The organism is Jiangella sp. DSM 45060, assembly GCF_900105175.1.
In the GTDB taxonomy this organism is placed as follows: Bacteria; Actinomycetota; Actinomycetes; order Jiangellales; family Jiangellaceae; genus Jiangella.
Genome location: NZ_LT629771.1, coordinates 6,742,029 through 6,767,904, shown reverse-complemented (window position 1 = coordinate 6,767,904; position 25,876 = coordinate 6,742,029). Strand labels below are relative to the sequence as shown.

The 25,876-nt window shown below is 73.8% G+C and carries 22 protein-coding genes; 11 read left to right on the top strand and 11 right to left on the bottom strand.

Going from position 1 to position 25,876, the window contains the following annotated elements; genetic code table 11:
- From BLU82_RS30540 to BLU82_RS30530, 3 genes are read left to right on the top strand one after another with little or no spacing between them, the layout of a single operon-like run.
- Entirely contained in the window at positions 1-375 is a 375-nt protein-coding gene (locus BLU82_RS30540) for a TadE family protein (protein ID WP_157741362.1), read from the top strand.
- On the top strand, positions 372-941 hold the full coding sequence (locus BLU82_RS30535; protein WP_092624611.1) for a TadE/TadG family type IV pilus assembly protein: 570 nt from the start codon (positions 372-374) through the stop codon (positions 939-941). The genes BLU82_RS30540 and BLU82_RS30535 overlap by 4 nt, the downstream gene beginning before the upstream one ends.
- 4 nt (positions 942-945) lie before the next feature.
- Positions 946-1,380, top strand: coding sequence for a pilus assembly protein TadG-related protein (locus tag BLU82_RS30530; protein ID WP_157741361.1), 435 nt, complete (start codon positions 946-948; stop codon positions 1,378-1,380).
- Here the strand turns inward: BLU82_RS30530 and BLU82_RS30525 are convergent.
- Together BLU82_RS30525 and BLU82_RS30520 are read right to left on the bottom strand one after the other, a co-directional pair.
- A complete protein-coding gene (locus BLU82_RS30525) occupies positions 1,344-1,706 on the bottom strand; it encodes an MmcQ/YjbR family DNA-binding protein (RefSeq protein ID WP_092624610.1) in 363 nt (120 codons plus the stop codon). The genes BLU82_RS30530 and BLU82_RS30525 overlap by 37 nt on opposite strands.
- A 41-nt stretch (positions 1,707-1,747) precedes the next feature.
- Positions 1,748-2,692, bottom strand: a complete 945-nt coding sequence (locus tag BLU82_RS30520; protein WP_092624609.1) for an NAD-dependent epimerase/dehydratase family protein — start codon at positions 2,690-2,692, stop codon at positions 1,748-1,750.
- 83 nt (positions 2,693-2,775) lie between these two features.
- On the opposite strand from BLU82_RS30520, the gene BLU82_RS30515 reads away from it, so the two are divergent.
- Complete coding sequence (locus BLU82_RS30515; RefSeq protein ID WP_092624608.1) at positions 2,776-3,486, top strand: TetR/AcrR family transcriptional regulator; 711 nt, start codon at positions 2,776-2,778, stop codon at positions 3,484-3,486.
- 183 nt (positions 3,487-3,669) lie between these two features.
- Positions 3,670-4,452 carry a hypothetical protein gene (locus BLU82_RS30510; RefSeq protein ID WP_092624607.1) on the top strand — a complete coding sequence of 261 codons (783 nt, stop codon included), beginning with the start codon at positions 3,670-3,672 and terminating at the stop codon, positions 4,450-4,452.
- A 259-nt stretch (positions 4,453-4,711) separates the two neighbouring features.
- Here BLU82_RS30510 and BLU82_RS30505 read toward each other — a convergent pair whose 3' ends face one another.
- Entirely contained in the window at positions 4,712-6,700 is a 1,989-nt protein-coding gene (locus BLU82_RS30505; RefSeq protein ID WP_197682577.1) for a DUF2786 domain-containing protein, read from the bottom strand.
- Positions 6,701-6,904: 204 nt separating this feature from the next.
- Here BLU82_RS30505 and BLU82_RS34520 point away from each other — a divergent pair, with 204 nt between their 5' ends.
- On the top strand, positions 6,905-7,720 hold the full coding sequence (locus BLU82_RS34520) for an alpha/beta fold hydrolase (RefSeq protein WP_157741360.1): 816 nt from the start codon (positions 6,905-6,907) through the stop codon (positions 7,718-7,720).
- 345 nt (positions 7,721-8,065) lie between these two features.
- Here the strand turns inward: BLU82_RS34520 and BLU82_RS30495 are convergent, their stop codons facing one another.
- The 3 genes from BLU82_RS30495 to BLU82_RS30485 all read right to left on the bottom strand — a co-directional run bounded on the left by BLU82_RS30495 (position 8,066) and on the right by BLU82_RS30485 (position 10,840).
- Positions 8,066-8,674, bottom strand: a complete 609-nt coding sequence (locus tag BLU82_RS30495) for a TetR/AcrR family transcriptional regulator (protein WP_092624606.1) — start codon at positions 8,672-8,674, stop codon at positions 8,066-8,068.
- A gap of 110 nt (positions 8,675-8,784) precedes the next feature.
- Positions 8,785-9,828 carry a GNAT family N-acetyltransferase gene (locus BLU82_RS30490; RefSeq protein WP_092626545.1) on the bottom strand — a complete coding sequence of 348 codons (1,044 nt, stop codon included), beginning with the start codon at positions 9,826-9,828 and terminating at the stop codon, positions 8,785-8,787.
- 55 nt (positions 9,829-9,883) lie between these two features.
- Positions 9,884-10,840, bottom strand: a complete 957-nt coding sequence (locus BLU82_RS30485) for a CAP domain-containing protein (protein ID WP_092624605.1) — start codon at positions 10,838-10,840, stop codon at positions 9,884-9,886.
- A 235-nt stretch (positions 10,841-11,075) separates the two neighbouring features.
- Between BLU82_RS30485 and BLU82_RS30480 the strand changes: the two genes are divergently transcribed.
- Positions 11,076-11,510, top strand: coding sequence for a (deoxy)nucleoside triphosphate pyrophosphohydrolase (locus BLU82_RS30480; protein WP_197682576.1), 435 nt, complete (start codon positions 11,076-11,078; stop codon positions 11,508-11,510).
- A 76-nt stretch (positions 11,511-11,586) separates the two neighbouring features.
- Positions 11,587-12,270 carry a DUF1707 domain-containing protein gene (locus BLU82_RS30475; protein WP_092624603.1) on the top strand — a complete coding sequence of 228 codons (684 nt, stop codon included), beginning with the start codon at positions 11,587-11,589 and terminating at the stop codon, positions 12,268-12,270.
- A gap of 300 nt (positions 12,271-12,570) precedes the next feature.
- Here the strand turns inward: BLU82_RS30475 and BLU82_RS30470 are convergent, their stop codons facing one another.
- The 4 genes from BLU82_RS30470 to BLU82_RS30455 all read right to left on the bottom strand — a co-directional run bounded on the left by BLU82_RS30470 (position 12,571) and on the right by BLU82_RS30455 (position 21,602).
- Positions 12,571-14,751, bottom strand: a complete 2,181-nt coding sequence (locus tag BLU82_RS30470) for an Ig-like domain-containing protein (protein WP_157741358.1) — start codon at positions 14,749-14,751, stop codon at positions 12,571-12,573.
- Positions 14,752-15,018: 267 nt separating this feature from the next.
- Positions 15,019-17,904 carry a BTAD domain-containing putative transcriptional regulator gene (locus BLU82_RS30465; RefSeq protein ID WP_092624601.1) on the bottom strand — a complete coding sequence of 962 codons (2,886 nt, stop codon included), beginning with the start codon at positions 17,902-17,904 and terminating at the stop codon, positions 15,019-15,021.
- A complete protein-coding gene (locus BLU82_RS30460) occupies positions 17,901-20,792 on the bottom strand; it encodes an AfsR/SARP family transcriptional regulator (protein WP_092624600.1) in 2,892 nt (963 codons plus the stop codon). Before BLU82_RS30460 ends, BLU82_RS30465 begins: the two co-directional genes overlap by 4 nt.
- 180 nt (positions 20,793-20,972) lie before the next feature.
- Positions 20,973-21,602, bottom strand: a complete 630-nt coding sequence (locus BLU82_RS30455; RefSeq protein WP_197682575.1) for a TetR/AcrR family transcriptional regulator — start codon at positions 21,600-21,602, stop codon at positions 20,973-20,975.
- Positions 21,603-21,730: 128 nt separating this feature from the next.
- Here BLU82_RS30455 and pdhA point away from each other — a divergent pair, with 128 nt between their 5' ends.
- From pdhA to BLU82_RS30440, 3 genes are read left to right on the top strand one after another with little or no spacing between them, the layout of a single operon-like run.
- On the top strand, positions 21,731-22,783 hold the full coding sequence (pdhA, locus tag BLU82_RS30450) for a pyruvate dehydrogenase (acetyl-transferring) E1 component subunit alpha (RefSeq protein WP_197682574.1): 1,053 nt from the start codon (positions 21,731-21,733) through the stop codon (positions 22,781-22,783).
- A gap of 1 nt (position 22,784) precedes the next feature.
- Positions 22,785-23,792, top strand: a complete 1,008-nt coding sequence (locus BLU82_RS30445) for an alpha-ketoacid dehydrogenase subunit beta (RefSeq protein ID WP_092624598.1) — start codon at positions 22,785-22,787, stop codon at positions 23,790-23,792.
- Positions 23,793-23,802: 10 nt separating this feature from the next.
- Positions 23,803-25,092, top strand: coding sequence for a dihydrolipoamide acetyltransferase family protein (locus BLU82_RS30440; protein ID WP_172885735.1), 1,290 nt, complete (start codon positions 23,803-23,805; stop codon positions 25,090-25,092).
- On the opposite strand, the gene BLU82_RS30435 is transcribed toward BLU82_RS30440, so the two are convergent.
- Complete coding sequence (locus BLU82_RS30435) at positions 25,089-25,862, bottom strand: helix-turn-helix domain-containing protein (RefSeq protein WP_197682573.1); 774 nt, start codon at positions 25,860-25,862, stop codon at positions 25,089-25,091. The two genes, BLU82_RS30440 and BLU82_RS30435, sit on opposite strands and share 4 nt — an antisense overlap.
- Positions 25,863-25,876: the final 14 nt, after the last annotated feature.

The following is a 25,876-nucleotide window of genomic DNA, read 5'->3' as shown; positions in this document are numbered from 1 at the left end:
ATGACCCGTCCCTCCGAACGCGGCTCGACCACACTCGAGACGGTCGTCCTCTGGCCGGCGGTGTTCCTGCTGATCTTCGGCATCGTGCATGCCGGCCTCTGGTTCCATGCCCGCAACGTCGCGCTGTCGGCGGCGCGCGAAGGCGTCCGGGTGGCCAGCCTGCACGACGGCAGCGGCGGTGCGGCGCGGGCAGCGGCCTTCCTCGCCGCGACCACCGACGGCTCCGTCATGCGGGTCGGCGACATCCGCGAGACCACCGACGCCGACACCGTGACCGTCACGGTCACCGGCTCCTCGACCACCCTCATCCCCGGCTGGCGCGTCGACGTCAGCCAGTCGGCCACCGCACCCATCCGCCGTTGGAGCGCCCCATGATCCCACCCAGCCACGGCGCGCACCGCCGGCCCGGACCTGGGCCCGGACGCAGCCCCGCAGGTCAGCCTGGGCGCCGCCCGCCCCACTGGCCGAGGCGCAGCCGTGCGGGCCGACCCAACGACCGCGCGCCCCGCTGGCCGCGGCTCAGCCAAGCAGGCCGACCCGACCGCGGCTCGGCCACGCTCGAACTGGCCATCCTCGCGCCCGGCCTGCTGCTCCTCATCGCCCTGATCGCGTTGGCGGGCCGGTATGCGATCGCCGACGGCGTCGTCGACCAGGCCGCCGCCGAGGCGGCCCGCGCGGCTTCGCTGCAGCGCACTACTTCGGCCGGGCTCGACGCCGCCACCGAGGTCGCGCGCGCGGCACTCGCCGATCAGGGGCTCACGTGCCTGCACACCGAGATCGACGTCGACGTGGCCGGCTTGCGCGCGCCGCCCGGCCGGCGCGGCCGCGTCACCGTCACCGTCCGTTGCCCGCTGCGGGTCGCGGATCTACCGCTGCACGTCCCCGCCATCACGCTCACGGCGACCGCCGTCAGCCCCGTCGACACCTACCGAGAGAGGTGAGCCCGTGCGCCGCCTTGACAACCAGACCGGCAGCTTCACGCTGGTCTTCGCCGTCGTGACCATCGCGCTGCTCGCGGTCGCCGGACTCGTCTACGACGGGCGACGCCAGCTGACCGCCCAGCAGCGGGCCGATGCCGTCGCCGCCGAGGCGGCCAGGGCGGCCGGCCAGGAGATCGACGGTTCGACGCTGTTCGGTTCGCCCGGTCTTGACCGTGCGCGGGCGGTCGCCGCGGCCCGGGAGCACCTCGCGGCCGCGGGCATCAGCGGCACCGTCACGCTCGACGGCAGCACGATCGTGGTGCGCACAGACGCGACCGAACCGGCGGCCATCCTGCCGCTGGTCGGCATCACGACGCTGGAGGCGACCGGCGAGGCCAGCGTCGAGATCGTCACCGGACTGGATCAGACCGGCGGGGTCTCGGTGCCGAACTCGTCGTAGGCGGCGGCGACCTTCTTCGGGACGCACATGCGCCAGGCGTCGGTGACCAGCTCGCGTATCTCGTCCTCGTCGATGGCGGCCAGCCGCACACGCACCCATTGAAACCGCTCGTCCGACTTCAACGGAGGGAGGAACTTCGACGGATCGGACGCGACCAGATCGTCCCGCTCGTCCCTGGGATAGCCGAAGCCCATGATCGTCTCGTCGGGCGAGATCGCCGCGTACACGATGCTCCTGATGCGGAACTTCACGCTGTCGCGGACCAGCCCCTCGGTGGTGCGGGGCAGCGACAGCGCGTGCCGCCGCACGTCGTCGATCGTCACCATGGGTCCGATTCTGCCGCCCGGGTCCGACAGCGTCGACGGCGTCAGCCGGCGGGCGCGCGCAGGGTCGTCCTGTACCAGGCGACGGTCTCGGCCAGAGCGTCGGCGAGCGGCGTCGGCCGCACCCCGAACGTCCGCTCGAAGGCCGACGAGTCCATGACCTGCGGCTCGAGGTACTGATAGAACAACTCGGCGTACTCGGCCATGAACACGTCGTCGAACGGACCCCATGGCCCGGGCTCGCTCAGGACGTCGACAGAGAGCGGCCGGCCGGTGAGCTCGGCGATCAGCTCGTGCACCCGTCGCGTCGACACCGCCGGAGCCGTCGGCAGGTGCCAGACCCGGCCGGCCGCGTCGGGCCGCTCGCCGAGCAGCGCCAGCCCGGCCGCGACGTCGCGGATGTAGCTGTAGCTGTGCGGCAGGTCGATGTCGCCCATGGCCAGCGCGGTCTCGCCGGTCAACGCGGCCGGGAAGACCGCCGCGCCCAGGCTGGAGTTGAACACCCGCGGGCCGAAGAAGTCGGCGGCCCGGCCGAGCGTCACCCGGACCCGCCCGCTCTGATGCGCGTCGAGGTAGCGACCGTCGAGGTCGGCGCGCATCCGGCCCTTCACCGCGACCGCCCGCCACGGCGTCTCCTCCGTCATCGCCTCGCCGCCGGTCGGACCGTACGGATACAGCGTGTCGGTGACGACGAGCCGCGCGCCGGCCGCTTCGGCCGCGACCAGGACCGACTCCTGGATGCGCGGCATCACCTCGACCTGCTGCTCGTACGGCACGTTCACGCAGTGGTAGACGACGGCGGCTCCGGCGACGGCCGATGCGGCGGCCCGGGGATCGCGGACGTCGGCGGCGTGCGGCTGGACCCCGTCCAGACGAGTGGTGCCACGGCGATCGACGGTCCGGACGGTACGGCCGCGGCGCAGCAGATCCTCGGCGAGCGTCGTCCCGGCCGGGCCGGTGCCCAGCACGACGTGCAGTTCCGCTGTCATGACTTCTCCTTGGTTAGACTCTGTAACCGATAGTTAGAGACTGTAACTCAGGTTAGGATGTCTATCAACAGCGAGGAGGACACGTGGTCGAGGTCGTCGAGCGCCGTAAGCGCTACCGCGAGCAGGTCCGCGACGAGATCAAGCAGGTCGCGCTCGGGCAGATCGCCCGCGACGGCGCCGCCGCGCTGACGCTGACCGGGGTGGCCAAGGAGATCGGCGTCTCCGGACCAGCGCTCTACAAGTACTTCGCCGGGCGCGACGACCTGCTGACCGAGCTGATCACCGACAGCTACGCCTCACTCGCCGACGCGCTCGGCGCCGCAGCGTCGACGTCGGCCGGGTCGCCCGCCCGGGCCCGACTGCACGCCGTCGCGCGCGCCTACCGCGACTGGGCGGTCGCGCAGCCACACCGCTATCTGCTGCTGGCCGGCACCCCCGTGCCGCGCTACGAGGCGCCGTCCGACACCGTCGACAAGGCGCGGGCGGTGCTCGCTCCGCTGCTGGAGATCCTGGCCGCCGGCGACTCGTGGCCGCGAGCCGACGCGTTGCGCGCCGAGCTGGCGGCGTGGATCGCCGACGTGCCCGCTGTAGCCGACTGGGTCCGCGACGGCCTCGGCCCGACCTCGACGGCAGCACCGGACGTCGCGCTCGCGGGCGTGGTGACGGCGTGGGTGCGGCTGCACGGCGTCGTCAGCATCGAGGCCGTCGGCCTGTTCAACGGCATGGGCCTGCGGCCGGCCACCGTCCTCGCCCAGGAGATGGACGCGCTCGCCGACGCCGTTGGCCTGGACTGACACCGCGTCCGCCGAAAATCGATCACTGAAATTTCACCACCGCTGTCACATTCGGCCTCACGAAAGCACCCATAGAAGGTGAGGCGCGTCGACAGATTGGGGTGAGCGGACATGGCCGGGGCCGACACTCCTGACATCGGCGCGCCTCGCCCCAGTGCGCCGGTGCGGCCGCCGCGGAGGGTCTTGCCGCCCGACCCGGCGACCGCACCGGACGACGGCGGCTGGACCACGCTGGCCTCGTTCCGCGATCCGGCGCAGCGACAGCGGCGGCTCGAGCGCACGCTCTGGCTGCTGGTGGCGGCGGTCGCGGTGGCGGGCGTGGTGATCATCGGCGCGATCCTCACCTCCGGCCCGTCCTCTGAAGCCATCCTGCCACCCGGCACCGGCAGCAGAATCGGCGGCTCGCTGGGCGACGGCGACACTCCCAGCCTGGTCGCCGGACCGGGCGGCACCGACGACGTCCCCGACGACCACGCATCGCCGTCACCGGTCGACGACGATGACGCGCCGCCGCATGACGGCGACGCACCCGCGAACCCCAGCGACGCGTCGCCAAACACGAACGACGCGGCACCCGACGGCGACACGCCACTGGGCGGCGACGCACCCCCGGGCGACAAGCCGGCGGCGAGCGACGATGGACCGCCGCCGGGTTGGTCCGAGGTGGCGCGTGGCTTCGGGCTCGCGTTCACCCGCACCGGCGTCGGACATGAGGCGTGGTTCGCGTCGCTGGCGTCGTGGCTCACGCCTGAGCAGGCCGCCGAGTATCGCGACGTGCCGATCGAGGCCATCCCCACCGGCACCCTCGTCCGCGTCGACGTGGGCGCTCCCGCCTCTGGCCATGCCCAGGGCACGCTGACCTACGACACCGGCATGATCCTGGCCGTCGGCCTCAGCTACCGCGCCAGCGCCGGCACCTGGCTCGTCGCCCGCATCGAACTCGCCGACGCCGCGGAAGCGGGGTGATGCCTATACCGAGGCGGCGCGCCCGGGCCCGGGGTGGGCGACGGTCAAGGAGTCAGCCACGGCCCGGCCTGCGGCCGCACGCGGGTGGGCCAACAGACGCCCGCCGCCGACCCCCTGCCGCCGTCCCTGCCTCCGCCCCCTCCTGCTGTCGGCGACACCTTGCCGCCGTCGCCACCGACCCCTTACTGCCGCGCCGGCCGCCGACCGATGGGGCACCTGTGGGCTCGCGCGCGGGCCGTGAACGGCCGCGACCGGTAGCTCAGGTCTGCCCGCGACGACGCACCGCACGCCGCTCCGTGGTCAGCACGGCGCGGTCGGCGGCGCTGCGCCCGGCGCCCCAGCCGGCCGCGTTGCCTGCTGAGAACGAGCGGCGGACGGTAGCGGTGCTGAACAGCGACTCGAAGAGCGTGTCCACGGCGCGGGTGCGGTCGGCGAAGACGGGGACGAGGTCGGTGCTGGCGGCCGCGGCAGTCTGGGCGGCGGTGTCGCGGAGCCGCTCGCCGATGCGCGTCGCGTACGACAGCAGGAACGAGTGCCGGAACGACCGGGTGCGCGACGTGCCGAGGTGGGTGTACTGGGAGCCGGTCGCCAGCATGGCGCGGGCGGCCTGGACCAGCAGCGACGTCGACAGCACCTCCACGACGTCGAGGTCGAGGCCGGTGCCGAGGACGGTGACGAAGCCGAGCTTCTCGCTGGAGACCGTACGGCAGTGATTCGCCGAGCCGACCTCCGCCACGAGCAGCGTCTTCGGTCCGAGGTACGGCGCGTCCAGCCAGATCCGGCGCGCCGACGCGACCGCCGTGCGGCGCTCCGGCGTGACGGCGTCGGCGAGCGCCTCCTCGATGGCGTACCGGCTCATCAGCTCCTGCGCCTTCGCCGACAACGCCTCGGCCTCCTCCGGATACGGCGTCGACTCGGCCTTGGCCAGCAGAGCACGCACCCGGCCCAGCACCTTCTCCGGCGATGGACGCCGACGCCTGGCCGTTCGGTCGCCTGCGCCGCCGGGACCAGTCGAGTCGCCATGCCCGGAACCCGACCCGCTGCCCGCGCCGCCGGGACCGGACGACCCGCCATGTCCGGAACCCGACCGGCCGCCCACGCCCGCGCCGCCGGGACCAGTCGACCCGCCGTGGCCGGAACCCGACCCACCGCCCACGCCGCCGGGACCGGACGACCCGCCATGGCCGCCGCCGGCCGCATCGCCTGCGCCGCCGGGACCGGACGAGTCGCCATGCCCGGAACCCGACCCGCTGCCCGCGTCGTCGGAACCGGACGACCCGCCATGTCCGGAACCCGACCGGCCGCCCACGCCCGCGCCGCCGGGACCAGTCGACCCGCCGTGGCCGGAACCCGACCCACCGCCCACGCCGCCGGGACCGGACGACCCGCCATGGCCGCCGCCGGCCGCATCGCCTGCGCCGCCGGGACCGGACGAGTCGCCATGCCCGGAACCCGACCCGCTGCCCGCGTCGTCGGAACCGGACGACCCGCCATGTCCGGAACCCGACCGGCCGCCCACGCCCGCGCCGCCACCGCCTCGTCCGGCGGCACCGCTGGCCGCACCGGTCGACCGGCCGGCGCTGCCGGAGCCCGGCCCACCGGTGTCGCCGTCAGCGCGGGCCGAACAGGGCGCGTCGCCACCACCGGCGGACCAGTCACCCGGCCCGCCAGACGAGGATGCGGCGCCGTCGCGGGCCGAGTGGCCGGCCGCGGGAGCGGCAGCGGTGGCCCGGCCGGGCGGCGGGAGGATGACCTGCAGCGCCGGCAGCCGAAGCGCCAGCCCGACCCACTCCAGTGCCGCCGCGACGAGCTCCGGCCGCGAGCTGCCGTGACGGTCGGGCCAGCTGGCCGGGTACGGCACGCCAGGGTCCCACGACAACTCGGCGCCGACCGAGGCCAACTGCGTCAGCCACCGCTGATGCGTCGTCGCGACGGGATACTGCGCGGCGGCGTCGGCCATGGCGTCGACGACGACGGGCAGGACGAGGCTCGTGGCCTGCCGCCGGGTGACTTCGTAGAGGTCGACGGGGAGCCAGCCGGAGGCCCAGAGCCGGTCGACCTGGGCACGGAGAACCTGGACGAGAGCGACGTCGACGAGGCGGGCGGGCGCGGCCGCCGACACCGCCTCGACGCCGGCCGCCACGGCGTCGGGACCGCGGCGCAGACCGTCGGCGGCGATGGTGAGCAGCCAGTCGGCCTGGGCGTCGGCCGTCACCGGGCGCCGCCGGGCGCCGTCGTGCGAGAACACCGACCACCTCTCGTCAATCCGAAAAAGATCACCCGAACCGAGCATTCCGGCCCATCATCGCCGCTCGGTCCGACACAGTTGTCCTGCAAGCCCGGCCGCAGCCGAGGTGCCCACGAGATGGACGACGCTACCGAGGTCGTCGTGTGGTGTCATACCTTGCGTCAGGTCGCCTTGCCACCGACGACCGAACGGGAGATGCGTGCAATGACCAGTGGCCGAGTCCCGGTCCGCGACGGCGAGCTGTTCTTCGACGAGCGGGGCGCAGGACACCCGCTGGTCCTGCTGCACAGCGGATCACTCGACCACCGGATGTGGGACGGCCAGGTCGGGCCGTTCGTCCGCGCCGGCTACCGGGTCATCCGCTACGACGCCCGCGGACACGGCCAGTCGACCACGCCGAAGTCCGACTTCGCGGCGTACGAGGACCTCCACGAACTGCTGGCACGGCTGGACGTGAACCGGGCCTCGCTGGTCGGGCTGTCGTACGGGGCGCGGACGGCGATCGACTTCGCGCTGGCGTACCCGAGCACCGTCGAGATGATGGTGCTGGCCAGCCCTGGCGTGAGCGGCATGCAGTTCACCGACCCGGCCATCCTCGCGCTCATGCAGCAGCAGGCCGAGGCCGCGCAGGCCCGCGACGTCGACGGGTACGTGGAGTACTTCCTCCGCGCCTGGGTCGACGGCCCGCAGCGGACGCCCGACGCGGTGGACGCGGAGCTGCGGGAACGGTGCCGGAAGATGGCCCGCGACGTCATCGACGCGCACGCGGCGGGGACGGGGGCGCTGCGGGAGCTCGGCGCGCTCGAACGGCTCAGCGAGCTGACGACGCCGCTGCTGGTGCTGGTCGGCGACCTCGACTCGTCCGACATCCACACGGTCGCCGGACGCATCGAGGCCGAGGCGCAGTTCGCCGCCAGCGCCGTCGTCCCGGGGACCGGGCACACGCTGGCGATGGAACAGCCGGCCGCGTTCAACGCCGCCGTGCTGACGTTCCTCGAACGGGCCCGGCTGGCCCGCTGACGAGGGCACCGCGGCCGGCCGGCCGCGCTCCGGCCGGGGGACGCGAGCGCGCGAGCCCGGGGGTCGCGGGGACGGCGCCGGGGCGGGACGAGGCGAGGCGGGACGAGGCGAGGCGGCGGCACCGCGGCTGGCCGCGCTCCGACGGGGGACGCGAGCCCGGGGGTCGCGGGGACGGCGCCGCCGCGGGACGGGCCGAGGCGGCAGCACCGTGGCCGTACGGGGGAGCGGCAGCGCGGCGGTACGGGGCGAGGCGGCGGGACGGCGGCGAGGTGGGTCGTGGCGTGGGCTGGGCGGTGGGCGCGGAGGGCGAGCGGGTCGGGTCGGCAGGCGGCGGCGTCGGACGGGCTATTCGACGAGGAGGCCTCGGGAGATGACGTCGAGGGCGCCGTTGACGATGGTGTGCAGGGAATCGCGGAATCCGGTGGCGTGCCAGTAGGCGATCGCCTCGAGGAACGCGGAGATCAACGCGGCGGTGACGACGCGCAGTTCGAGGCCTTCGGGGTCGCGGCCGGTGTGCCGGGCCATGGTGTTGCGCAGCTCGAGCGCCATCTCGTCGGCCTGCCGGTTCATGCCGGCGCGGACCGCGGGCTCTTCCATGATGTACGTCATGCGACGCCGGATGGTCCGCTCGTCCTGATCGAACATCGCCGCGGTGACGACCTCGGTGAGCACCTCGCGGAGCGCCGTGATCGGGTCCTTGGCGCCCAGTTTGTCGTCGAACGCGCTGAGCATGATCGGGTCGTACTCGTCCCAGAGGATGATCATCTCTTTGGTGCCGAAGTACCGGTAGATCGAGCTCGGCGACACCTCGGCGACGGCGGCGATGCGTTCGATCGTGACGTGCGCGTAGCCGTCGCGGTCGAACAGGTCCAGCGCGACGTCCTGGATGTGGCGCATCGCCTTGAGCTTCTTGCGCTCGCGCAGGCCCAGCGGGCGCATCGTCGTCTCGGTCATCAGCGCCGATGGTAGCGCCGATATCGGTCAACTGACAGTCGCTCGCAGTTCCGGCGGGCAAATAGCGGCCGGAAGCAGGGCCCGGAAGCAGGGCACCGAAGCAGGCCGGCTCAGATCTCCTTCGTCAACAGGACGCTGCCCTGCCGGCGCTCGTAGCCGAGACGGGTGTAGGTGCCGAGGGCACCGCTCGGGTTGTCGGTGTCGACGTCGAGGCCGGCGTACTGCATGCCACCGGCGGCGTAGGCCCGCATGGCGGCCGTGAGCAGCGCACCGGCCACCCCGCGGCCCCTCCACTCGCGCCGGACGGAGACGAGGTCGGTCCAGCCTTCGGTGAACCCCTGCGGCTCCCAGTCCTGGTCGTACGCCCCGGACATGAGGTAGCCGACGACGCGGCCGGTGGCCTCCTCGACGGCGATGAAGCTCCAGTCGGGCCGGAACTTCTCGCCGCCGACGACATGGACCGCCCAGGACTCGGCGTCGAACGGGCTGGAGCCCCAGTGGTCGCGGGCGAACGACTCGTTGTGCGTGACGCGGACGTCCTCGTCGCGGTCGCGGGAGTACGGCTCGATACGCAGGCCGTCGGGCACGTGACCGGCCGGCAGGTCGACGCCGAGATCGCGGCGCATGTCGACGTACCAGCGGATGGGCGTGAAACCGGCCGCCTCGGCCAGCCGGCGCGCCTCGGTGTGCGCCTCGTCGAGGTATACCCGGATGCGGGCCGGCAGGTTCACCGTGGCCGCGGCCAGTTGCTGCCGCCCGCGCGCCTCGGACCACGCGAGCAACGCCCGCCCGAGGCCGCGACGCCGGTAATCGGGGTGCACCGCGCCGAACAGCACCGGCGCCTGCGTGCCCTCGGTGACCGGCCGGTACACCGACCACGCATAGGCGCGGACGTTCCCGTCGGAGTCGAAGCCGGCGACGCTGTCGCGGGCGGGATCGTGCCAGGCGCCCTTGAACCGGTCGGCCAGCTCGGACTTCGCCACCCGCTCGTTCGCGTCGTCGTGGTCGTCGACGACCTCGCACAGCGCGAACCAGGCCGGGATGTCGCCGGGCGTCAGCGGCCGCCACGTCAGGCCGGCATCGGCGGGCAGCTCGGGCAGCTCGGCCGGTGCCGCGGCCCGGACGGCGAGCGGTTCGAGGTGGTCGGTGCTCACGGTGCACACCGTAGGCGCCGGCCGGGCGCGCGGGCGAACGAATATCGGCGAACCGTCAGTCGGTGCCGAGCATGAGCGTCCACCACGAGTTGAGCAGCCCGCGCTCCACCCCGAGGCCGACGGACGTGTACGAGCAGTCGAGCAGCCGGTCGCGTTCCTCACCGTCCCAGTCGCGCACGACCTGCTCGGCGTTGCGCAGCCCGCGCGACAGGTTCTCGCCCACGGGCGCGGTGTAGCCCTCGGCGGCGGCGCGGTCCTCCGGCGTCTGCCCGTCCGGGTTGACGTGCGAGTAGTAGAACCGGTCGCGCATGTCGGAGCTGTGCTCGCGGGCGGCCGTGGTGAGCCGGGGGTCGATCCGCAGCTCCGGGCAGCCGGCGTCGGCGCGCGCCTGCTCGGCGGAGTCCAGCAGCTGCGCCTCGGACTTGGACAGGTCCAGCAGCGGCAGCTCGGGGTAGTGCGGCGTCGGCTCCTCGGTCGGCTGGTCCGGCGGCTGGATCGTGGGGTCGTTGCTGGGCGGCTCATCGGTCGGCTCGTCCGACGGCTCGGTCGAGGGCTCCTCGGACGGCTCGTCCGACGGCTCGTCCGACGGCTCGTCGGTCGGCTCGGACGGGCGTGGCGTGTCGGGCTCGCGCGGCGGCGTCGTCGCGACGAGGTGGTCGTCGGAGTCCTCGGCCTCCTGACCGTTCGAGTCGTCGCCCGAGCCGCCCGACCCGTCGTCGGACTCGTCCGGGGACGGCGTCTCGGATCCGGACGGCGACGGGGTCTCGCCGGGCTCGGTGGGGCTGTCGGACGGCGTGGTGCCGGTGTCGGGCGTCGGCGTCTCGCCCGTCGTGAAGTCGTCGACCCGCGCCCCGCCCTCGGCGCGCGCGTGCAGCACCGGCGGGCCGTCCGTGATCGCCAGGATGATCCCGGCGATCGCCAGGGAGCCGACGAGCAGCAGCACACCGACCCGGGCCAGCAGAGGCACGTCCCGGACGCGCCGTTGGCTGTATCGCGGCAGGTTCGAGCTCACGGGGGCAGATCCTTTCCATCCGGGCCGGCCGCACGCACCGGATCCCGGTCATTTCGCTGAGAACCGACATTCCGTAGCCATCGGCCAGTTTTGTCCAGGAACCACGCGTCTCAAACATCGATCAAGGAACCCGGTATGAACAAGGACGGTCATGGAACGAGAGCGTCGAGGTCATACCGGTGAACACGCCATCCGAAGAAGTTCCGCGGCCGCACCGTCGGCGAAGATGTCTCGCATGAGCGAACAGCAGGAGCGGCTCGTCGTCGCGGCGGCCATCGTCGACGACCTCACGCTGCCGACGCGGCTGCTGACGGCGCGGCGCAGCGAGCCGCCGGAGCTGGCCGGCGGCTGGGAGTTCCCGGGCGGCAAGGTCGAGGCGGGCGAGCGGCCGCTGGACGCGTTGCACCGCGAGCTGCGCGAGGAGCTCGGCGTCGCCGTCGAGGTCGGCGCCGAGATCACCGGGCCGCTGGACGGACGGTGGGCGCTGGGGCCGGGGCTGACGATGCGGCTGTGGCTCGCGGTCGTCGCCGACGGCGTGCCGGCGCCGCTGGAGGACCACGACGAACTGCGCTGGCTCGGTCCCGGCGAGTGGGCGGCGGTGCCGTGGCTGCCGGCCGACGTCGCGGTGGTGGAGGCGCTGATCGCGCGCTGCCCGTCGGCGCGGGTCTGACGGCGCGGGTCCGGCGGCACCCGGGTCAACTGAGCGGTGGACGACGGCGCTCGCTCGCGGCACTAGCCTGGCCGGTATGACGACCCAGCCCGAACCGACCGACAAGCCGCAGGAGCCGCACGTCCTGCCCGGCGTCCGCGCCTCCGACGACGAGCGCGAGCAGGTCGTCCAGGCGCTGTCGGAGCACGCCACGACGGGCCGGCTCACGCTGGCCGAGCTCGAGGAGCGCATCGGGCTGGCCTACCGGTCGGTCACCAGGGACGACCTCGCCCGGCTGACGGCGGACCTGCCGGGGCCGGGCGGGCTGGCGCCGGCGTCGAGCCCGGGGCCGGTCGTGCGCTCCGACTCCGGCCAGCGCCGCTCCGCGACCAAGTGGATCGTCGCGTTCATGGGCGGGACGGAGAAGCGCGGCCGGTGGCGGGCGGCCGAGCGCATCACCGCGGTCGCCGTCATGGGCGGCCACGACATCGACCTGCGCCACGCCGAGCTCGACTCCGACGACACGACGATCGTCGCCATCTCGGTCATGGGCGGCATGGACGTCTACGTGCCCGACACCATCGACGTCGAGGTCGGCGGGTTCTCGCTGATGGGCGGGACGGGCGAGCGCGGCAGCCGGCGACCGGCGCGGGCGGGGGCGCCGCGGATCAAGATCCTCGCCTACAACCTCATGGGCGGCATCGACGTGTGGCGGCTGCCGGAGGAGACCAAGGACATGCCGCTGAAGCAGGCCAAGAAGCTGGCCAAGCGCGCGGAGTGACGGCGCCGAGGCGGCGGGCCAGGCGAACGGCGCCCGCCCGCCCGCGGACATAGGGCGGCCCCGCAGGCCGGGCACGGACCTGCGGGGCCGGTCTATATCCGGGACAGCTCCCCCGTGGAAGCGCCCGTGGGCGAGCGCGGGATGCGAGGCGGTGGAGGACTACCTCGTGTCCTGCGCTGGCTCAAACACTAGGCAGCCCCGCTTTCAGATCGCTTTCATCGCGCATTCACTGCTGGTCAGCACGGAAACGGCCCCGGTCCCCGCGGGTTGCGGGGGCCGGGGCCGTGGTGCTGCCTGACGTCAGGCGGTGCTGCCGTTGCGCCGGGCGCGGATCGCGATCGCGGCGCCGCCCAGGGCGAGCAGCGCGACGCCGACCACGATCATCCAGACGTTGGACGAACCGGTGTCGGGGAGCTCGTCGCCGTCCTCGTCGCCCTCGTCGTCGCCGGCTGCGACGGTGAAGGAGACCGAGGTCTCGGACGCGGTGAGCTCGGGGTCGCCGCCCTCGACGGCCGCGGAGGCGGTGAGCGTGTACTCGCCGTTCTCCAGCGCCTCGTCGGGGGTGAACGTCCAGGCGCCGTCCTCGCCGATCTCGAGCTCGCCGGCCCACTCGTCGGCGGCGGTCTGGACCCGTTCGGACGACTGGGTGACGGTGCCCTCGATGGCCAGCGTCAGCTCGGCACCCGGGTACACGGTGCCGTTGAACGTGACGTCGCCGGTGACGGTGGCGCCGTCCTCCGGCTCGGCGATGGTGACCGCCGGCACGGAGATGCCGAGGCCGGCCACCGTGACGGACTGGGTGTCGCCCTCGAAGGACTGCGTGACAGTGGCGTCGAACCGCTCGCCGACCGGCAGGTCCGCCGACGGCTCGATGGTCCAGGCGCCGTCGTCGCCGACGGTGGCCTCGCCGTAGCTCTGGTCGCCGACGGTCAGGGTGACCGTGGCGCCGGGCTGGCCGGTGCCGGTGAAGCTCGGCCGGGCGTTGCCGGTGGTCTGGCCGTCGGTGGGCGACGCGACCGTGAGCGCCTCGGCCTGCACCTCGGTGGAGGTGAAGGTGCCCTCGACGGTCTCGGACTGGGAGAAGTTGCCATACGAGGCGGTGACCTCGTAGGTGTGCTCACCCGGCGCGAGGTCGTCGGTGACGGCGACGGAGAACGTGCCGTCGTCGTTGACGCGACCCTCGTAGGTGGTCTCGCCGTCGACGACCACGCTGACCTTGTGGGTCGAGCGGGCGCCCTCGACGGTGCCGGTGAAGGCCGGCCGCGGGCCGGTCTCGGCGCCGTCCTCGGGCGAGGTGACGACCGGGGTCGCGACGGCGACCGCCAGCTCCCAGTCGCTACCCAGCAGCGTCAGCGCGTTGTACTGGCCGGTGGCCAGCGAGTAGCCGATGCTGAAGTCGCCGTCGCTGTTGGGCTCCTGCGCCGGGTTCCAGCTGTCGCAGTCGGTGCGACCGTCGTGGGTCGAACCGGAGTTGACACCCAGAGCGTAGTTGCCGACGACGATCGAGCCGCCGCTGTCGCCGCCCAGCATGCAGGCGTTGAAGATGAAGCCGGTGACGTTCTGCTCACCGACCGGCGTGCTCTGCACCGGGACCAGCACCTCGCCGCAGGTCCAGCCCGAGGTGGCGCCGGACTTGCAGGCCTGGGCGCCGGCGACGGCGTCGATCGGGCCACGGATCGTGACGGAGGCGTCGTCGGGCGCGCCCGAGCCGCCGCCCCAGCCCGCGACCTGCGGGACCGCGGTCCAGTCGGGGTTGGTGATGTCGACCAGACCACCGTCGTGCTCGTCGCCGTAGTGGAACGAGCCCGGCACGAACTCGCCGAGGTCGGGGCCGGGGAACTCCGCCGCCCATTCCTCGGTGGCCCAGATCGGGCCGTCGAGCTCGATGTGGTGCACCGGGTAGGTGAACTGCTCGCCGGTGGCTTCGTCGACGCCGCAGTGACCCGCGGTGAGGTACCGCGAGTTGCCGTCGGGGTCGTAGCCGCTGAACCCGACGGAGCAGCGGCTGAGGTCGAACGCGCCGGTCTCGTCGGGCTCGCTGATCTGGTACGCGTAGCCGTAGCCGCCCTTGTGGTCGCGGGCCGGCTGGACCTCACGCTCGGTGTTCAGAGCGTCCAGCGGGCCGACGACGACCTGGGCGCCGGTGGCCTCGACGGCAGCGGCGTCGGAGTCGCTGCCGACATTGATGGTGACGGTCTGGCCGTCGATCGAGGCGCCGAGAACGTCGACGCCGCGGTCGCGCAGCACGGTGGCCGCGTCGGACGCGGCGCGGGCCCGCTCGGCGTTGGCCAGGTACTGCTCGGGAGCGACGCCGAGGTCGCGCTCGATCGCCTCTCGCAAAGTGGCCGGCAGCTGCGCCGCCAGCTCGATGAAGTCGTCGGCGGCGAAGGTCGGGACGGTCACCGGGATCTGTTCGTCGGCCTGGGCCACGGTGCTGGAGGCGAAGACGCCACCACCCACCACGGCCGAGGCCACGAGCACCCCGGCGAACCGTGCCGCGCCTCGCCGACGCGGCAGCATTGCGCTCACAAATTCTCCAAATACTCCACTTGACATGGCGTTGCCCGGAATCGCCCATTCAGTCGGAATCTGGCGTCTGACGTGCGGAAACCCGGGCGAGATCACGGTACACAAGACCGCCTCGGTGTGACAGCACCATCGCCAACTGGTCACAATGAATTCGCGGAACAATTCTCCCGAGAAACAACGAGACGCCTTTTGTCGGAGCAAATCCGGACAAGCCCGGGATCAGCGCCCGGCGCCGGCCAGCGTCAGTTCCGCCCGGGCCTCCGCGGCCAGCCGTACGTGCCGGTTCTCGACGGCGACCGCGACGGCGTCGGCGGCGGCCTGGTGCCCGTCGGCGCCGAAGTGGCGCAGCGTCCGCGCGGTGTCCAGGAGCGACAGTGCCCGCATCCACGTCGAGCCGAGCGCGACGGCGATGTCGACCGCCTGACGGCACGAGCGCAGCGCCGCGTCGCGGTCGCCGGCGGCCCGGTGCACCGCCGTCGTCACGGCCGCGGCGTAGTGCGCGTCGTACGACACCGGAGCGGGCGTCTCGACGGAGTCGGCGGCGGCGAGGTCGGCATGGGCGTCGGCGCACCGGCCGAGTCCGGCGTACGCCCGGGCGCGGGTGCGCAGGCAGCGGGCCCGGACCTGGGCCGACAGGAACTCGCGGTCGGCCACGCAGGCGGCGATGACGTCGACGGCGTCCTGGTAGCGGCCCGCCTCGACGTGGATGCAGGCCTGGTTCTCGAACATGATCAGCTCGCCGTACCGGTCGCCCAGCTCGCGGCGGAGCCGGACGGCGTGGTCGGCCGCCGCGACCGCCTCGTCCAGCCGGTGCTGCGCCGCCAGGGTCAGCGTGAGGTTCGTCCACGCGGCGGCGGTGATGCCGGGGTGCGACGGCGGCGTGGCCGCGGCGAGCACCGTCCGCGCCGCCTCCTCGTCGTCGCCGCTGTCGCAGCACTCGCGCGCGACCGCGTCGAGCAGGACCAGCAGCCCGGCGGCGTGGTCGACCGCCGGGTACTCGCCGGCGGCCAGCTCGGCCCGGGCCAGCGCGACCAGCTGGGTGCGGCGTGGATGCAGCCAGGCGTGGATCTCGCACCGGTCGGCGAACTGACGTCCGGGCGGGCAGTCGCCCGGCGGCTCCGGCACGCCGGGGACGCTGTCGGAGGGACGCAGCCGCAGCCGCGCGTTGCGCAGGGTCAGCAGCAGGTACCCGAGCAGCCGATGCCGGGCGGCCTCGGCCGCGACCGGGTCGGCCACGGCGCGGATGTGGTCGTCGACGAGGTCGTGCCAGCCGTAGCCGCCGCCGGGTGCGGGTTCGAGCAGCCGGATGTCGGCCAGCCGCTCCAGGAGCCGCCGCGCCTCGTCGACGTCGACCTCCCAGACGACGGCGGCGGTCTCGGCCTCGATGCCGGCGCCGGTCAGCGCCGCGAGCAGCCGGTACCGCTGCGCCTGAACGGGCTGCAGGCTGACGTAGGTGGCGTCGAGCATCGCGCGGACGGCCAGCCCGCCGGCCCGCAGCTCGCCGAGGCGGTCGCCGTCGCTCAGCCGCCCGGCGAAGTGCTCGATCGGCCACGCGGGCCGGGTGGCCAGCCGCCCCGCCGCGATGCGGACGGCCAGCGGCGACCCCGCGCACCGGTCCAGGACGGCGGTCGTGGCGCCGGGCTCGGCGGCCAGGCGGTCCGCGCCGACGACGGACGCCAGCAGCTCGCGCGCCTCCGGCTCGGAGAACATGCCGAGGTCGGCCCGCGCGTCGGCGGGGAGGTCCGGGATCCGGCGCCGGCTGGTGACGATGACGGCGCACCCCGACTCCGCCGGCAGCAGCGAGCCGACGGTGTCGGGGTCGGCGTCGTCCATGAGCACCAGCAGCCGGCGGCCGGTGCACAGGCGCCGGAACAGCTCCGCGCGCTCCTGCGGGCACGGCGGCAGGTCCGGTCCGCCGACGCCGAGCGCACGCAGCAACCCGGCCAGCGCGTCGGTGCCGAGGGCGGCGGCGTCGCTGCTGGTGCGGAGGTCGGCGAAGAGCTGGCCGTCGGGGTAGCGGTCGAGCACCTCGTGCGCCACGCGCAGCGCCAGTGTCGTCTTGCCGGTGCCGCCGGGGCCGGACACGACCACCGTCCGGCACCGGCCCACGGGCGCGGCGTCGTCGCACAGGGCGGCGGTGAGCGTGGCGACCTCCGCGGCGCGGCCCACGAAGGACGGCGGCCGGGACGGCAGCTGGGCGGGCCGGGTGCCCGGTCCGGCGGGCACGGCGACGGGCGCCGGCGCCGGCGCGGCGGACGGCGCGGACGGCGCGGATGGCGCCGTGGCGGGGCCGCGGGCGTCGTCGGGTGCGGCGAGGTCGTCGCCGGTCAGCAACCGGGCGTGCAGCGCGGCCAGCTCCGGGCCGGGACGGCGTCCGGCGGCACGCAGCGCCTGGACGGTGCCGTGGAAGACGCCGAGCGCGTCGCCCTGACGGCCCTCGCGGTACAACGCGATCATCAGCTGGCCGGCGGCGCGCTCGCGCTCCGGGTACGCCGTCACCAGTGCCCGCAGCTCGCGGATCACGCCGTCGTCGGGACCATGCAGCGCCAGCCGGAGCTCGTGCGCCCGCTCGGCCACCGACAGCACCTCGTCCAGCAGCGACGGCGCCGTCTGGCGGGTCAGGACGTCGGGCCAGAGTCCGGCCAGCGGGTTGCCCCGCCACAGCAGCAGCGCCTGGTCCAGCAGCGCCAGCCGCCCGGGGAGGTCGTCGAGGGCGCGGGCCGCCGCGGACAGGCCACGCAGCCGCGTCACGTCGACGACGTCGCGCGCCAGCTCGAGGCGGTAGCCGTCGCCGGTGGACTCGACCGCGGTGCGGCCGAGCACCGCCCGCACCCGGGTGACATGCGTCTGCAGCGCGGCCCGCGGATGCTCGGGCTGCGCGTCGGGCCAGAGCAGCCGGGCCAGCGTGCCGTGCGAGACGACCCCGCCAGGACGCAGCGCCAGCGCGGCGAGCACCACCGCCGGCCGCCCGGACGGCACCGGCACCGGCTGGCCGTCGCGGCGCACCTCGACCGCGCCGAGCAGCCGGATGTCCAGGGCTCCGGGTTCCGCGACCTCGCCCGGTCCGCCGTGCGGCCCGGCCTCGAGGTCACGGGTGTGGGTCACGGCCGCTCCGCCACCAGGTCGCGCAGCTCCTTGGCGCGCGGCGAGCCGAGCGACTCGAAGATCCGCAGCGCCGCGGCCCAGTGGGTCTGGGCGACCTCGGCGTCGCCGGCGCCGGCCCGGCTGTGGCCCAGCTCGGTCAGCGCCTCGGCCTCGACGTCGGTGAGGTGGCCCTCGCGGGCCAGCGCCGCCGCCCGGGCGGCCGGTCCGGCGCCGTCGCCCCCGGCCCGGCGCAGCGCGTTGGCCTCCTTGACCAGGCCGGTGGCCTGCAGCGGCACCGAGCCCAGCTCGACGGCGACCGTGACGGCGCGCTGGAAGCCGGCCACGGCGTCGTCGGCGGCGCCGGTCTCGAGCGCGAGATGCGCGAGCGCCACCAGCTGGTCGAACAGCTCGACGCCGGGCTCGTCGCCGAGGTCGGCGCCGGTCAGCTCGAGGTGGCGCCGGGCGTCGTCGAAGCGGCCCCGGCTGATCTGCACGTGGGCGAGGTTACGCCGGCAGCGCCGCCGGACCTCCGGGGACAGGACGTCGTCGGCCTCGGCGCACCGCTCGAACAGCTCGGCCGCCTCGTCGTAGCGGCCGTCGAGCTCGTGCCAGACGGCCATGTTGTGCAGCATGATCACTTCGCCGTACCGGTCGCCGAGCTCTCGGCGGACGGCCAGACCGCGGGCGCCGGCCTCCAGCGCCTCCTGCCGGCGGCTCTGCGCGCCGAGCGACAGCGCCAGCGCGTGCCAGGCGCGCGCCGTCAGCACCGGGTCGCCGAGCTTGGCCGGGACGTCCAGCACGGCCCGCGAGAGGTCCTCGGTGTGCGCCTCGCGGCAGCACTCGTACCGCGCCCGGGCCAGCGCCAGCAGCAGCGCGGCCGACTCGTCGACGACGTCCTGCTGGTCGGCGTGCAGGCCGGCCAGGCCCAGCGACGTCATCAGCGCGGTGTGCGGGTGCAGCCAGGCGTGGATCTCGGCGCGGTCGGCGAACGAGCGACCCGCCACCTCGTGCGGGAACCACGGCCCGGGCTCGACGCCGTCGCTGCCCGGCCGCAGCACCGGCCACAGGTTGTGCAGGCAGCGCAGGTAGTAGCGGACGAGGCGGCGGCGGGCCGCGATGACGCGGTGGGAGTCGGCGACGGCGCGCAGGTGGTCGTCGACGAGGTCGTGCCAGCGGTACTCGTCGGGCGCGGCGGAGTCGATCAGCCGGACGTCGACCAGGTGCTCGAGCACGCCGCGGGCGTCGTCGGCGGCGACGTCCCAGGTGGCGGCCGCGGTCTCGACGTCGACGGTGGGACCGGGCACGGCCGCGAGCAGCCGGAACCGGAACGCGACGGCGGGGTCGAGGCCCTGCACGGACGCCGTCAGCATGGACCGCACGCTGAGGTCGCCCATCTCGAGCTCGTCCAGCCGGCTGGTCAGCAGCCGCTCGGCGAAGTGGTCGATCGGCCACGCCGGCCGGGTGACCAGCCGCCCGCCGGCGATGCGCAGCGCCAGCGGCGACCCCTTGCAGGCGCTGACGACAAGCGCCGTCGCGTCGGGCTCGGCGGCCAGCCGGGTGGGGCCGACCATCGACTCGAGCAGCGCGTAGGCGTCCTCGTCGGAGAACAGCGCGAGGTCGATCTGCACGTCGGCCGGGATCATGCTCAGCTGCGGCCGGCTGGTCACCAGCACACTGCAGCCGCCGGCGCCGGGCAGCAGCGGCGTCAGCTGGGCGGCATCGCGGGCGTCGTCGAGCACCACCAGCAGCCGGCGGTGCGCGCAGGCGGAGCGGAACAGCGCGGCCCGCTCGTCCAGTGTCGCCGGGATCTCCTCCTCGGGCGTGGCCAGCGCGCGCAGGAACTCAGCCAGCACCTCGGCGGGGTCGGCGGGAACGGTGGACCCGCGCAGCTCCGCGAACAGCTGGCCGTCGGGGTGCGCCTCGCGCAGCGCGTGCCCGACGTGCAGGGCCAGCGTGGTCTTCCCCGACCCGCCCGGCCCCGAGATCAGTCCCAGCCGGGCCCACGACCGGTTTTCCGACAGCACGGCCGTGAGCAGGTCGATCTCGTGCTCGCGGCCGACGAACTGCGCCGTCGACCGGGGCAGCTGCACCGGCGGGCGCACCACGGGCGCCGTCGCACCGGACGCCGCGGGACCGGACCCGGTCGCCGTGCCGGGCGCCGCCGCCAGCAGCGTCGGGTCGGTGTCGAGGATGCGCCGGTGCAGGTCGGTCAGCTCGGGACCGGGATCGATGCCCAGTTCGTCCCGAAGCACCGTGACGACCTCGTGGTACGCCGCGAGCGCGTCGCCCTGCCGGCCCTGGCGGTAGAGCGCCAGCATGAGCTGCGCCCAGAGCCGTTCCCGCCACGGGTGCGCCGCGACCAAGCGGCGCAGCGACGGCACGAACTCCTCGTCGGTGCGGTCGAGCCGCAGCCGCAGCTCGTTCATCCGCTCCGTCGCCGACAGCAGCTCCTCGACCAGCAGCGGCGCGGTCGCCTTCTCGAGGTCGTCGGGGTTGAGCCCGGCCAGCGGGTCGCCGCGCCAGAGCGCCAGCGCCTCACGCAGCAGCGTCAGCTCGGTGGCCGCCTCGGCGTCGCGCCCGGCCGCGACCAGCTCGCGGAACCGGCTGACGTCGACGGCCTCGGGCGGGAGGTCGAGGCGGTAGCCGTCGCCGGCGGCCTGGACGAAGCCGTCGCCGAGGGCCGCTCGCAGCCGCGCGACGTGGGTCTGGATGGCCGCCCGCGGGTGCACCGGCTCGTCGTCGGGCCAGAGCCAGCCGGCGAGGGCGTCGACGGGGACGACGGAGCCCGGACGTGCGGCGAGAGCTGCGAGGATGACAGTAGGCCGGCCGGGTGGCACCGGGATCGTGACCCCGTCGCGGTGCACCTCGACCGGACCCAGCAGTGCGACCTCAAGCCGCGCCCGGCCCACCAGCTCTCACCCCTCCGATCCCCCATGCGCCACGGCAACCGTACCGGTGACTGACAGGTGATCGCACAGTCATCCAGCTGCCGGACCGGCTCGACGGGCGCTCAGCTGGAGCGATCGACTTCCGACAAGGTTCGCAACCCACTCAGAAGGCACATCTCTTGCGCCTTCAGACACATCGGATCACGAGGTCAGCACGAGTTTCAACGTGCGGGTGACGTGCTCGGCGGCGGCCGCCGCGGACGGCGCGGGGTCCATGCCGAACATGCGCCGGCGGTGTGGCTCGCCCATGAGCAGCGTGAACAGCTGCTCGGCCAGCTCCTCGTGGTCGTCGGAACGGACGGCGATGCGCTCGGGTGGCAGCGCCGCCAGCATCGCGGACAGCACCCCGATGTAGCGGCGCGGCCCGTTCGCGTAGTGCCGCGCGGCCAGCTCGGGGAACTTCGCCGCCTCGCCGGTGACCAGCCGGTGCAGCCCGATCGCCTCGTCGGAGAGCATCAGCCGGACCAGCCGCACGCCGAACGCGTGGAGGTCGCCCACCTGGTCGCCGGCGTCGGGCGCGACGGTGTTGACGACGCGGTCGCCGAGGCGGCGCACCACGGCGACGAACAGGTCGGCCTTGTCGCCGACGGTGGTGTAGACGGTGCGCTTGGCCACCCGCGCCTCGGCGGCGATCATCTCGATGGTCGTGCCGCCGTAGCCGTGTGCGAGGAACAGCCGCATGGCGGTCTCGAGCAGCGCGTCGCGCCGGCCCGCGCGATCGACATCGCGTGGCCGGCCGCGCGGCGTCGTGGTCGCCCCCCGTCCAGTCACGTACTCATCCTGCTCGGAGGTAGGCTAGGAATCAATGAAACGCTAACGTTTCATTGTTTGCCCGGCCACAGCCGGGGCACCGCTGCGCGTCCAGAGGCGCGCCCCGTGACAACGAAGGGCGGGTAAGAGTGGCGACCACCAGTCGCAAGCGTCCGGCGCGCTCGGCGAAGAACCCCGAGGAGCTGCTCGGCTACTACCGGCAGATGCTCCTGGTGCGCCGGTTCGAGGAGCGCACCGCGCAGGCGTACACCGAGGCCAAGATCGGTGGCTACTGCCACCTCAACCTCGGCGAAGAGGCCACCGTCGTCGGCCTGATGGCGGCGATCGAAGAGCGCGACTACCTCTTCACGAACTACCGCGATCACGGCTACGCGCTGATCCGCGGCATGGACCCCGACCGCGTCATGGCCGAGCTGTACGGCCGGCAGGACGGCGTCAGCAAGGGCTGGGGCGGCTCCATGCACCTGTTCGACACCGACGTGCGCCAGCTCGGCGGCTACGGCATCGTCGGCGGGCAGCTGCCGCTGGCGGCCGGCGCCGCGCTCGCGGTCTCGTACCGCGACGGCGACGAGGTCGTCATGTGCCAGATGGGCGACGGCACCACGAACATCGGCGCGTTCCACGAGACGCTGAACATCGCGACGCTCTGGGACCTCCCCATCGTGTTCGTCGTCGTCAACAACCACCTCGGCATGGGCACGACGGTCGAGATGGCCTCGGCCGAGCCCGAGCTGTACAAGCGGGCGTCGTCGTACCGCATGGAGTCCGCGCGGGTCGACGGCAACGACGTCATCGCCGTCCGCGACGCCGCGAAGGTCGCCGTCGAGCGGGCCCGCAAGGAGCAGAAGCCGTACCTGCTCGAGACCGTGAGCGGGCGGCTGCGCGGCCACTCCGTCGTCGACCCCGCCGCGTACCGCAGCAAGGACGAGGTCGAGGCGGTCCGCGCCCAGGACCCCGTCGCCGGCCTGCACGACCGCCTCGTCGCCGACAAGGTCGCCGACGCCGACCACCTGGCCGAGATCGACGCCGACGTCCAGCGCATCGTCAAGGCCGCCGTCGAGTTCGCCGACAAGAGCCCGGCGCCCGAGGTGTCGTCGCTGTTCGACCACACCTACGCCAGCCCGGTGCCGAACGACTCGCGCCGCCTCCCCGCTGACCCGCTGTTCCCGGTAGGAGCCTGACATGGCCGTCATGAGTTACCGCCAGGCGCTGCACGACACCCTGCGCGCCGAGATGCTCCGCGACCCCGATGTCTTCCTGATGGGCGAGGAGATCGGCCGGTTCGAGGGGTCGTACAAGATCACCGCCGGCCTGCTCGACGAGTTCGGGGTGAAGCGGGTCCGCGACACCCCCATCGCCGAAGAGGGCTTCACCGGCGCCGCCGTCGGCGCGGCCATGCTCGGCCTGCGTCCGGTCGTCGAGATCATGACGATCAACTTCTCGCTGCTCGCGCTGGACCAGATCGTCAACCACGCGGCGAAGATCTACGGCATGTTCGGCGGCCAGCGGTCGGTGCCCATGGTCATCCGCACCCCCGGTGGCGGCGGCCAGCAGCTCGCGGCCACGCACTCGCAGAACGTCGAGCTGTTCTACGCGTTCACGCCCGGCCTCAAGGTCGTGGCGCCGTCGTCGCCGGCCGACGCCAAGGCGCTGCTGCTCGCGTCCATCCGCGACAACGACCCGGTGCTGTTCCTCGAGAACCTCGCGCTCTACAACACCAAGGGCGAGGTCCCCGACGGCGACGAGCCGGCCGAGATCGGGCGGGCTGCCGTCACCCGCGAGGGCACCGACATCACGCTGGTCGCCTACTCGCGCATGGCGCACGTCGCGCTGCAGGTCGCCGAGAAGCTGGCGTCCGAGGAGGGCATCTCGGCCGAGGTGGTCGACCTGCGCAGCCTCCGGCCGCTCGACCGGCCCACCATCATCGAGTCGGTCAAGAAGACGTCCTGCGCCGTGGTGCTCGAGGACGACTGGCTGACGTACGGCATCGGCGCCGAGGTGGCGGCGTCGATCTCCGACGGCGCCTTCGACTATCTGGACGCCCCGGTGCGGCGCGTGGCCATGGCCGAGGTGCCGCTGCCGTACGCGAAGTCGTTGGAGCTGGCGGCGCTGCCGTCGGCGAACGACGTCGTCACCGTCGTCCACCAGACCCTCGACGCCGTCGGCCGCCGGTCCGTCGGCGCGCACTGAGGAGACTCTGATGACTGACATCCTGATGCCCCGCCTCTCCGACACCATGGAGGAGGGCGTCGTCAGCGCCTGGCGCAAGCAGGTCGGCGACGAGGTCCACGCCGGCGACATCCTGGTCGAGATCGAGACCGACAAGGCCGTCATGGAGCACGAGGCCTACGAGGACGGCGTGCTCGGCGAGATCCTGGTCAAGGAGGGCGACACCGCGCCCATCGGCGCGCCGATCGCGCGGCTCGTCGGCGCCGGCGAACCGGTCGGCGGGTCCGCTCCGGCCACGGCGCCCGCACCCGCGGCGGCCGCCGAGCCCGCGCCGGCCGCCGAGCCCGAGCCGGTGCAGGCCGCTCCCGCCCCGGCAGCACCCGCGACGCCGGCCGCTCCGGCGGTCACGACGCGCGCCGACGGCGAGCGCATCCTGTCCTCGCCGCTGGCCCGGCGCGACGCCCGCGACCTCGGTGTCGACCTCGCGACGGTCGCGGGCTCCGGCCCCGGCGGGCGCATCATCCGGGCCGACGTCGCCAAGGCGGCGGCCGCTGCCCCGGCCGCTCCAGCGGCGCCCGCGAGCACCCCCGCGGCGCCCGCCGCTGCCACCGTCACGCCGGCCGTCGAGGAGACCGACGAGCTGATCCCGCTGACGTCGATCCGCAAGACCATCGCGCGCCGGCTCACCGAGAGCATGCAGTCGTCGCCGCACTTCTACGTCACCAAGACGGTCGACGCCGGCCCGCTGTCGGACCTGCGGGCGCAGCTGAACGAGCGGCTGGTCGCGGCGGACAAGAAGAAGGTCAGCGTCAACGACATCATCGTGCGGGCCGTCGCGGTCGTGCTGCGCGACCACCCGGTGGTGAACTCGTCGTACACGCCCGAGGCGATCGTCCAGCACGGGCGCATCCACGTGGGCATCGCGGTGGCCACCGAGACCGGGCTGGTCGTTCCGGTCATCCGCGACGCCGACACGAAGAGCCTCACCAGCATCTCCGCCGAGACCCGCGAGCTGGCCGGCAAGGCCCGCGACCGCAAGCTCGGCCTCGACGAGATGACCGGCGGCACGTTCACCGTCAGCAACCTCGGCATGTACGGCATCGACCACTTCACCGCCGTGGTCAACCCGCCCGAGGCGGCCATCCTGGCGGTCGGCGCGGTGCGGTCCGAGCCGGGCGTGAAGGACGGCGAGCTGGCGGTCGTGCGGAAGATGACGATGACGCTGTCGTCGGACCACCGGGTCATCGACGGCGCGAAGGCCGCGGAGTTCGTCCGCGACCTCGCCGCCGTGCTCGAGGACCCCTGGCTGGCGATCGCCTAGCCACGCAGGAGGCGGGCGCTCTCGGCGTCCGCCGGGTAGTACGCCTCGACGGCGAGCTCCTGCAGGGTGATGTCCTGCGGCGTGCCGAACGTGGTCACCGTCGAGAACAGGCGGAGGTCGTGGCCCCGGTAGCGGACCGTCATCGAGATCGTGACGTCCGATCCGTCCCGGGGACCGGACGGCTCGTCGGCCGCTGGGGCGAGGTAGGTGTCGTAGAGGGCGGCGATCTCCGGATCGCCGTCCTCGGCCAGCTGCCGCGCCAGACGGGCGCGGAACACGGCGCGGACGTCGGCGGGGTTGGCGATGCGCGCCGCGAACCCGCGCGGGTCGAGCGCCAGCCGGACCAGGTTGAGCGGCGGGCGGAGCAGCTCGGGGTCGACGCCCTCGAGGAACGGCGTGACCGCGGCGTTCGTCATCATGATGTTCCAGCGGCGGTCGACGACCAGCGCCGGGTACGGTTCGTGCGCCCGCAGCACGGTGACCAGCGCCTCCCGTGCGGCGGCCATGTCCTGCGCGTCGAGCGGGCGCTCGCGGTACCGGGGCGCGAAGCCCGCGGCGAGGAGCAGGCGGTTGCGGTGCCGCAGCGGCACGTCCAGCGCCGACGCGAGCCTGAGCACCATGTCGGCCGACGGGTTGGACCTGCCGGTCTCGACCAGGCTCACATACCGCGCCGAGACGTCCGCCTGAATGGCGAGATCGAGTTGGCTCGTCCGCCGCCGCTGCCTCCACTCGCGCAGCAGCTCGCCGACGCGGCGCACGTCACCGTCCATGGGCCGCAGGCTAG

Coding starts and splice junctions, on each gene's coding strand:
- BLU82_RS30540 (WP_157741362.1), top strand. CDS start 1: ATGACCCGTCCCTCCGAACGCGGCTCGACCACACTCGAGACGGTCGTC.
- BLU82_RS30535 (WP_092624611.1), top strand. CDS start 372: ATGATCCCACCCAGCCACGGCGCGCACCGCCGGCCCGGACCTGGGCCC.
- BLU82_RS30525 (WP_092624610.1), bottom strand. CDS start 1,706: ATGGTGACGATCGACGACGTGCGGCGGCACGCGCTGTCGCTGCCCCGC.
- BLU82_RS30520 (WP_092624609.1), bottom strand. CDS start 2,692: ATGACAGCGGAACTGCACGTCGTGCTGGGCACCGGCCCGGCCGGGACG.
- BLU82_RS34520 (WP_157741360.1), top strand. CDS start 6,905: ATGACCAGTGGCCGAGTCCCGGTCCGCGACGGCGAGCTGTTCTTCGAC.
- BLU82_RS30495 (WP_092624606.1), bottom strand. CDS start 8,674: ATGACCGAGACGACGATGCGCCCGCTGGGCCTGCGCGAGCGCAAGAAG.
- BLU82_RS30480 (WP_197682576.1), top strand. CDS start 11,076: ATGAGCGAACAGCAGGAGCGGCTCGTCGTCGCGGCGGCCATCGTCGAC.
- BLU82_RS30475 (WP_092624603.1), top strand. CDS start 11,587: ATGACGACCCAGCCCGAACCGACCGACAAGCCGCAGGAGCCGCACGTC.
- BLU82_RS30445 (WP_092624598.1), top strand. CDS start 22,785: ATGGCCGTCATGAGTTACCGCCAGGCGCTGCACGACACCCTGCGCGCC.
- BLU82_RS30440 (WP_172885735.1), top strand. CDS start 23,803: ATGACTGACATCCTGATGCCCCGCCTCTCCGACACCATGGAGGAGGGC.
- BLU82_RS30435 (WP_197682573.1), bottom strand. CDS start 25,862: ATGGACGGTGACGTGCGCCGCGTCGGCGAGCTGCTGCGCGAGTGGAGG.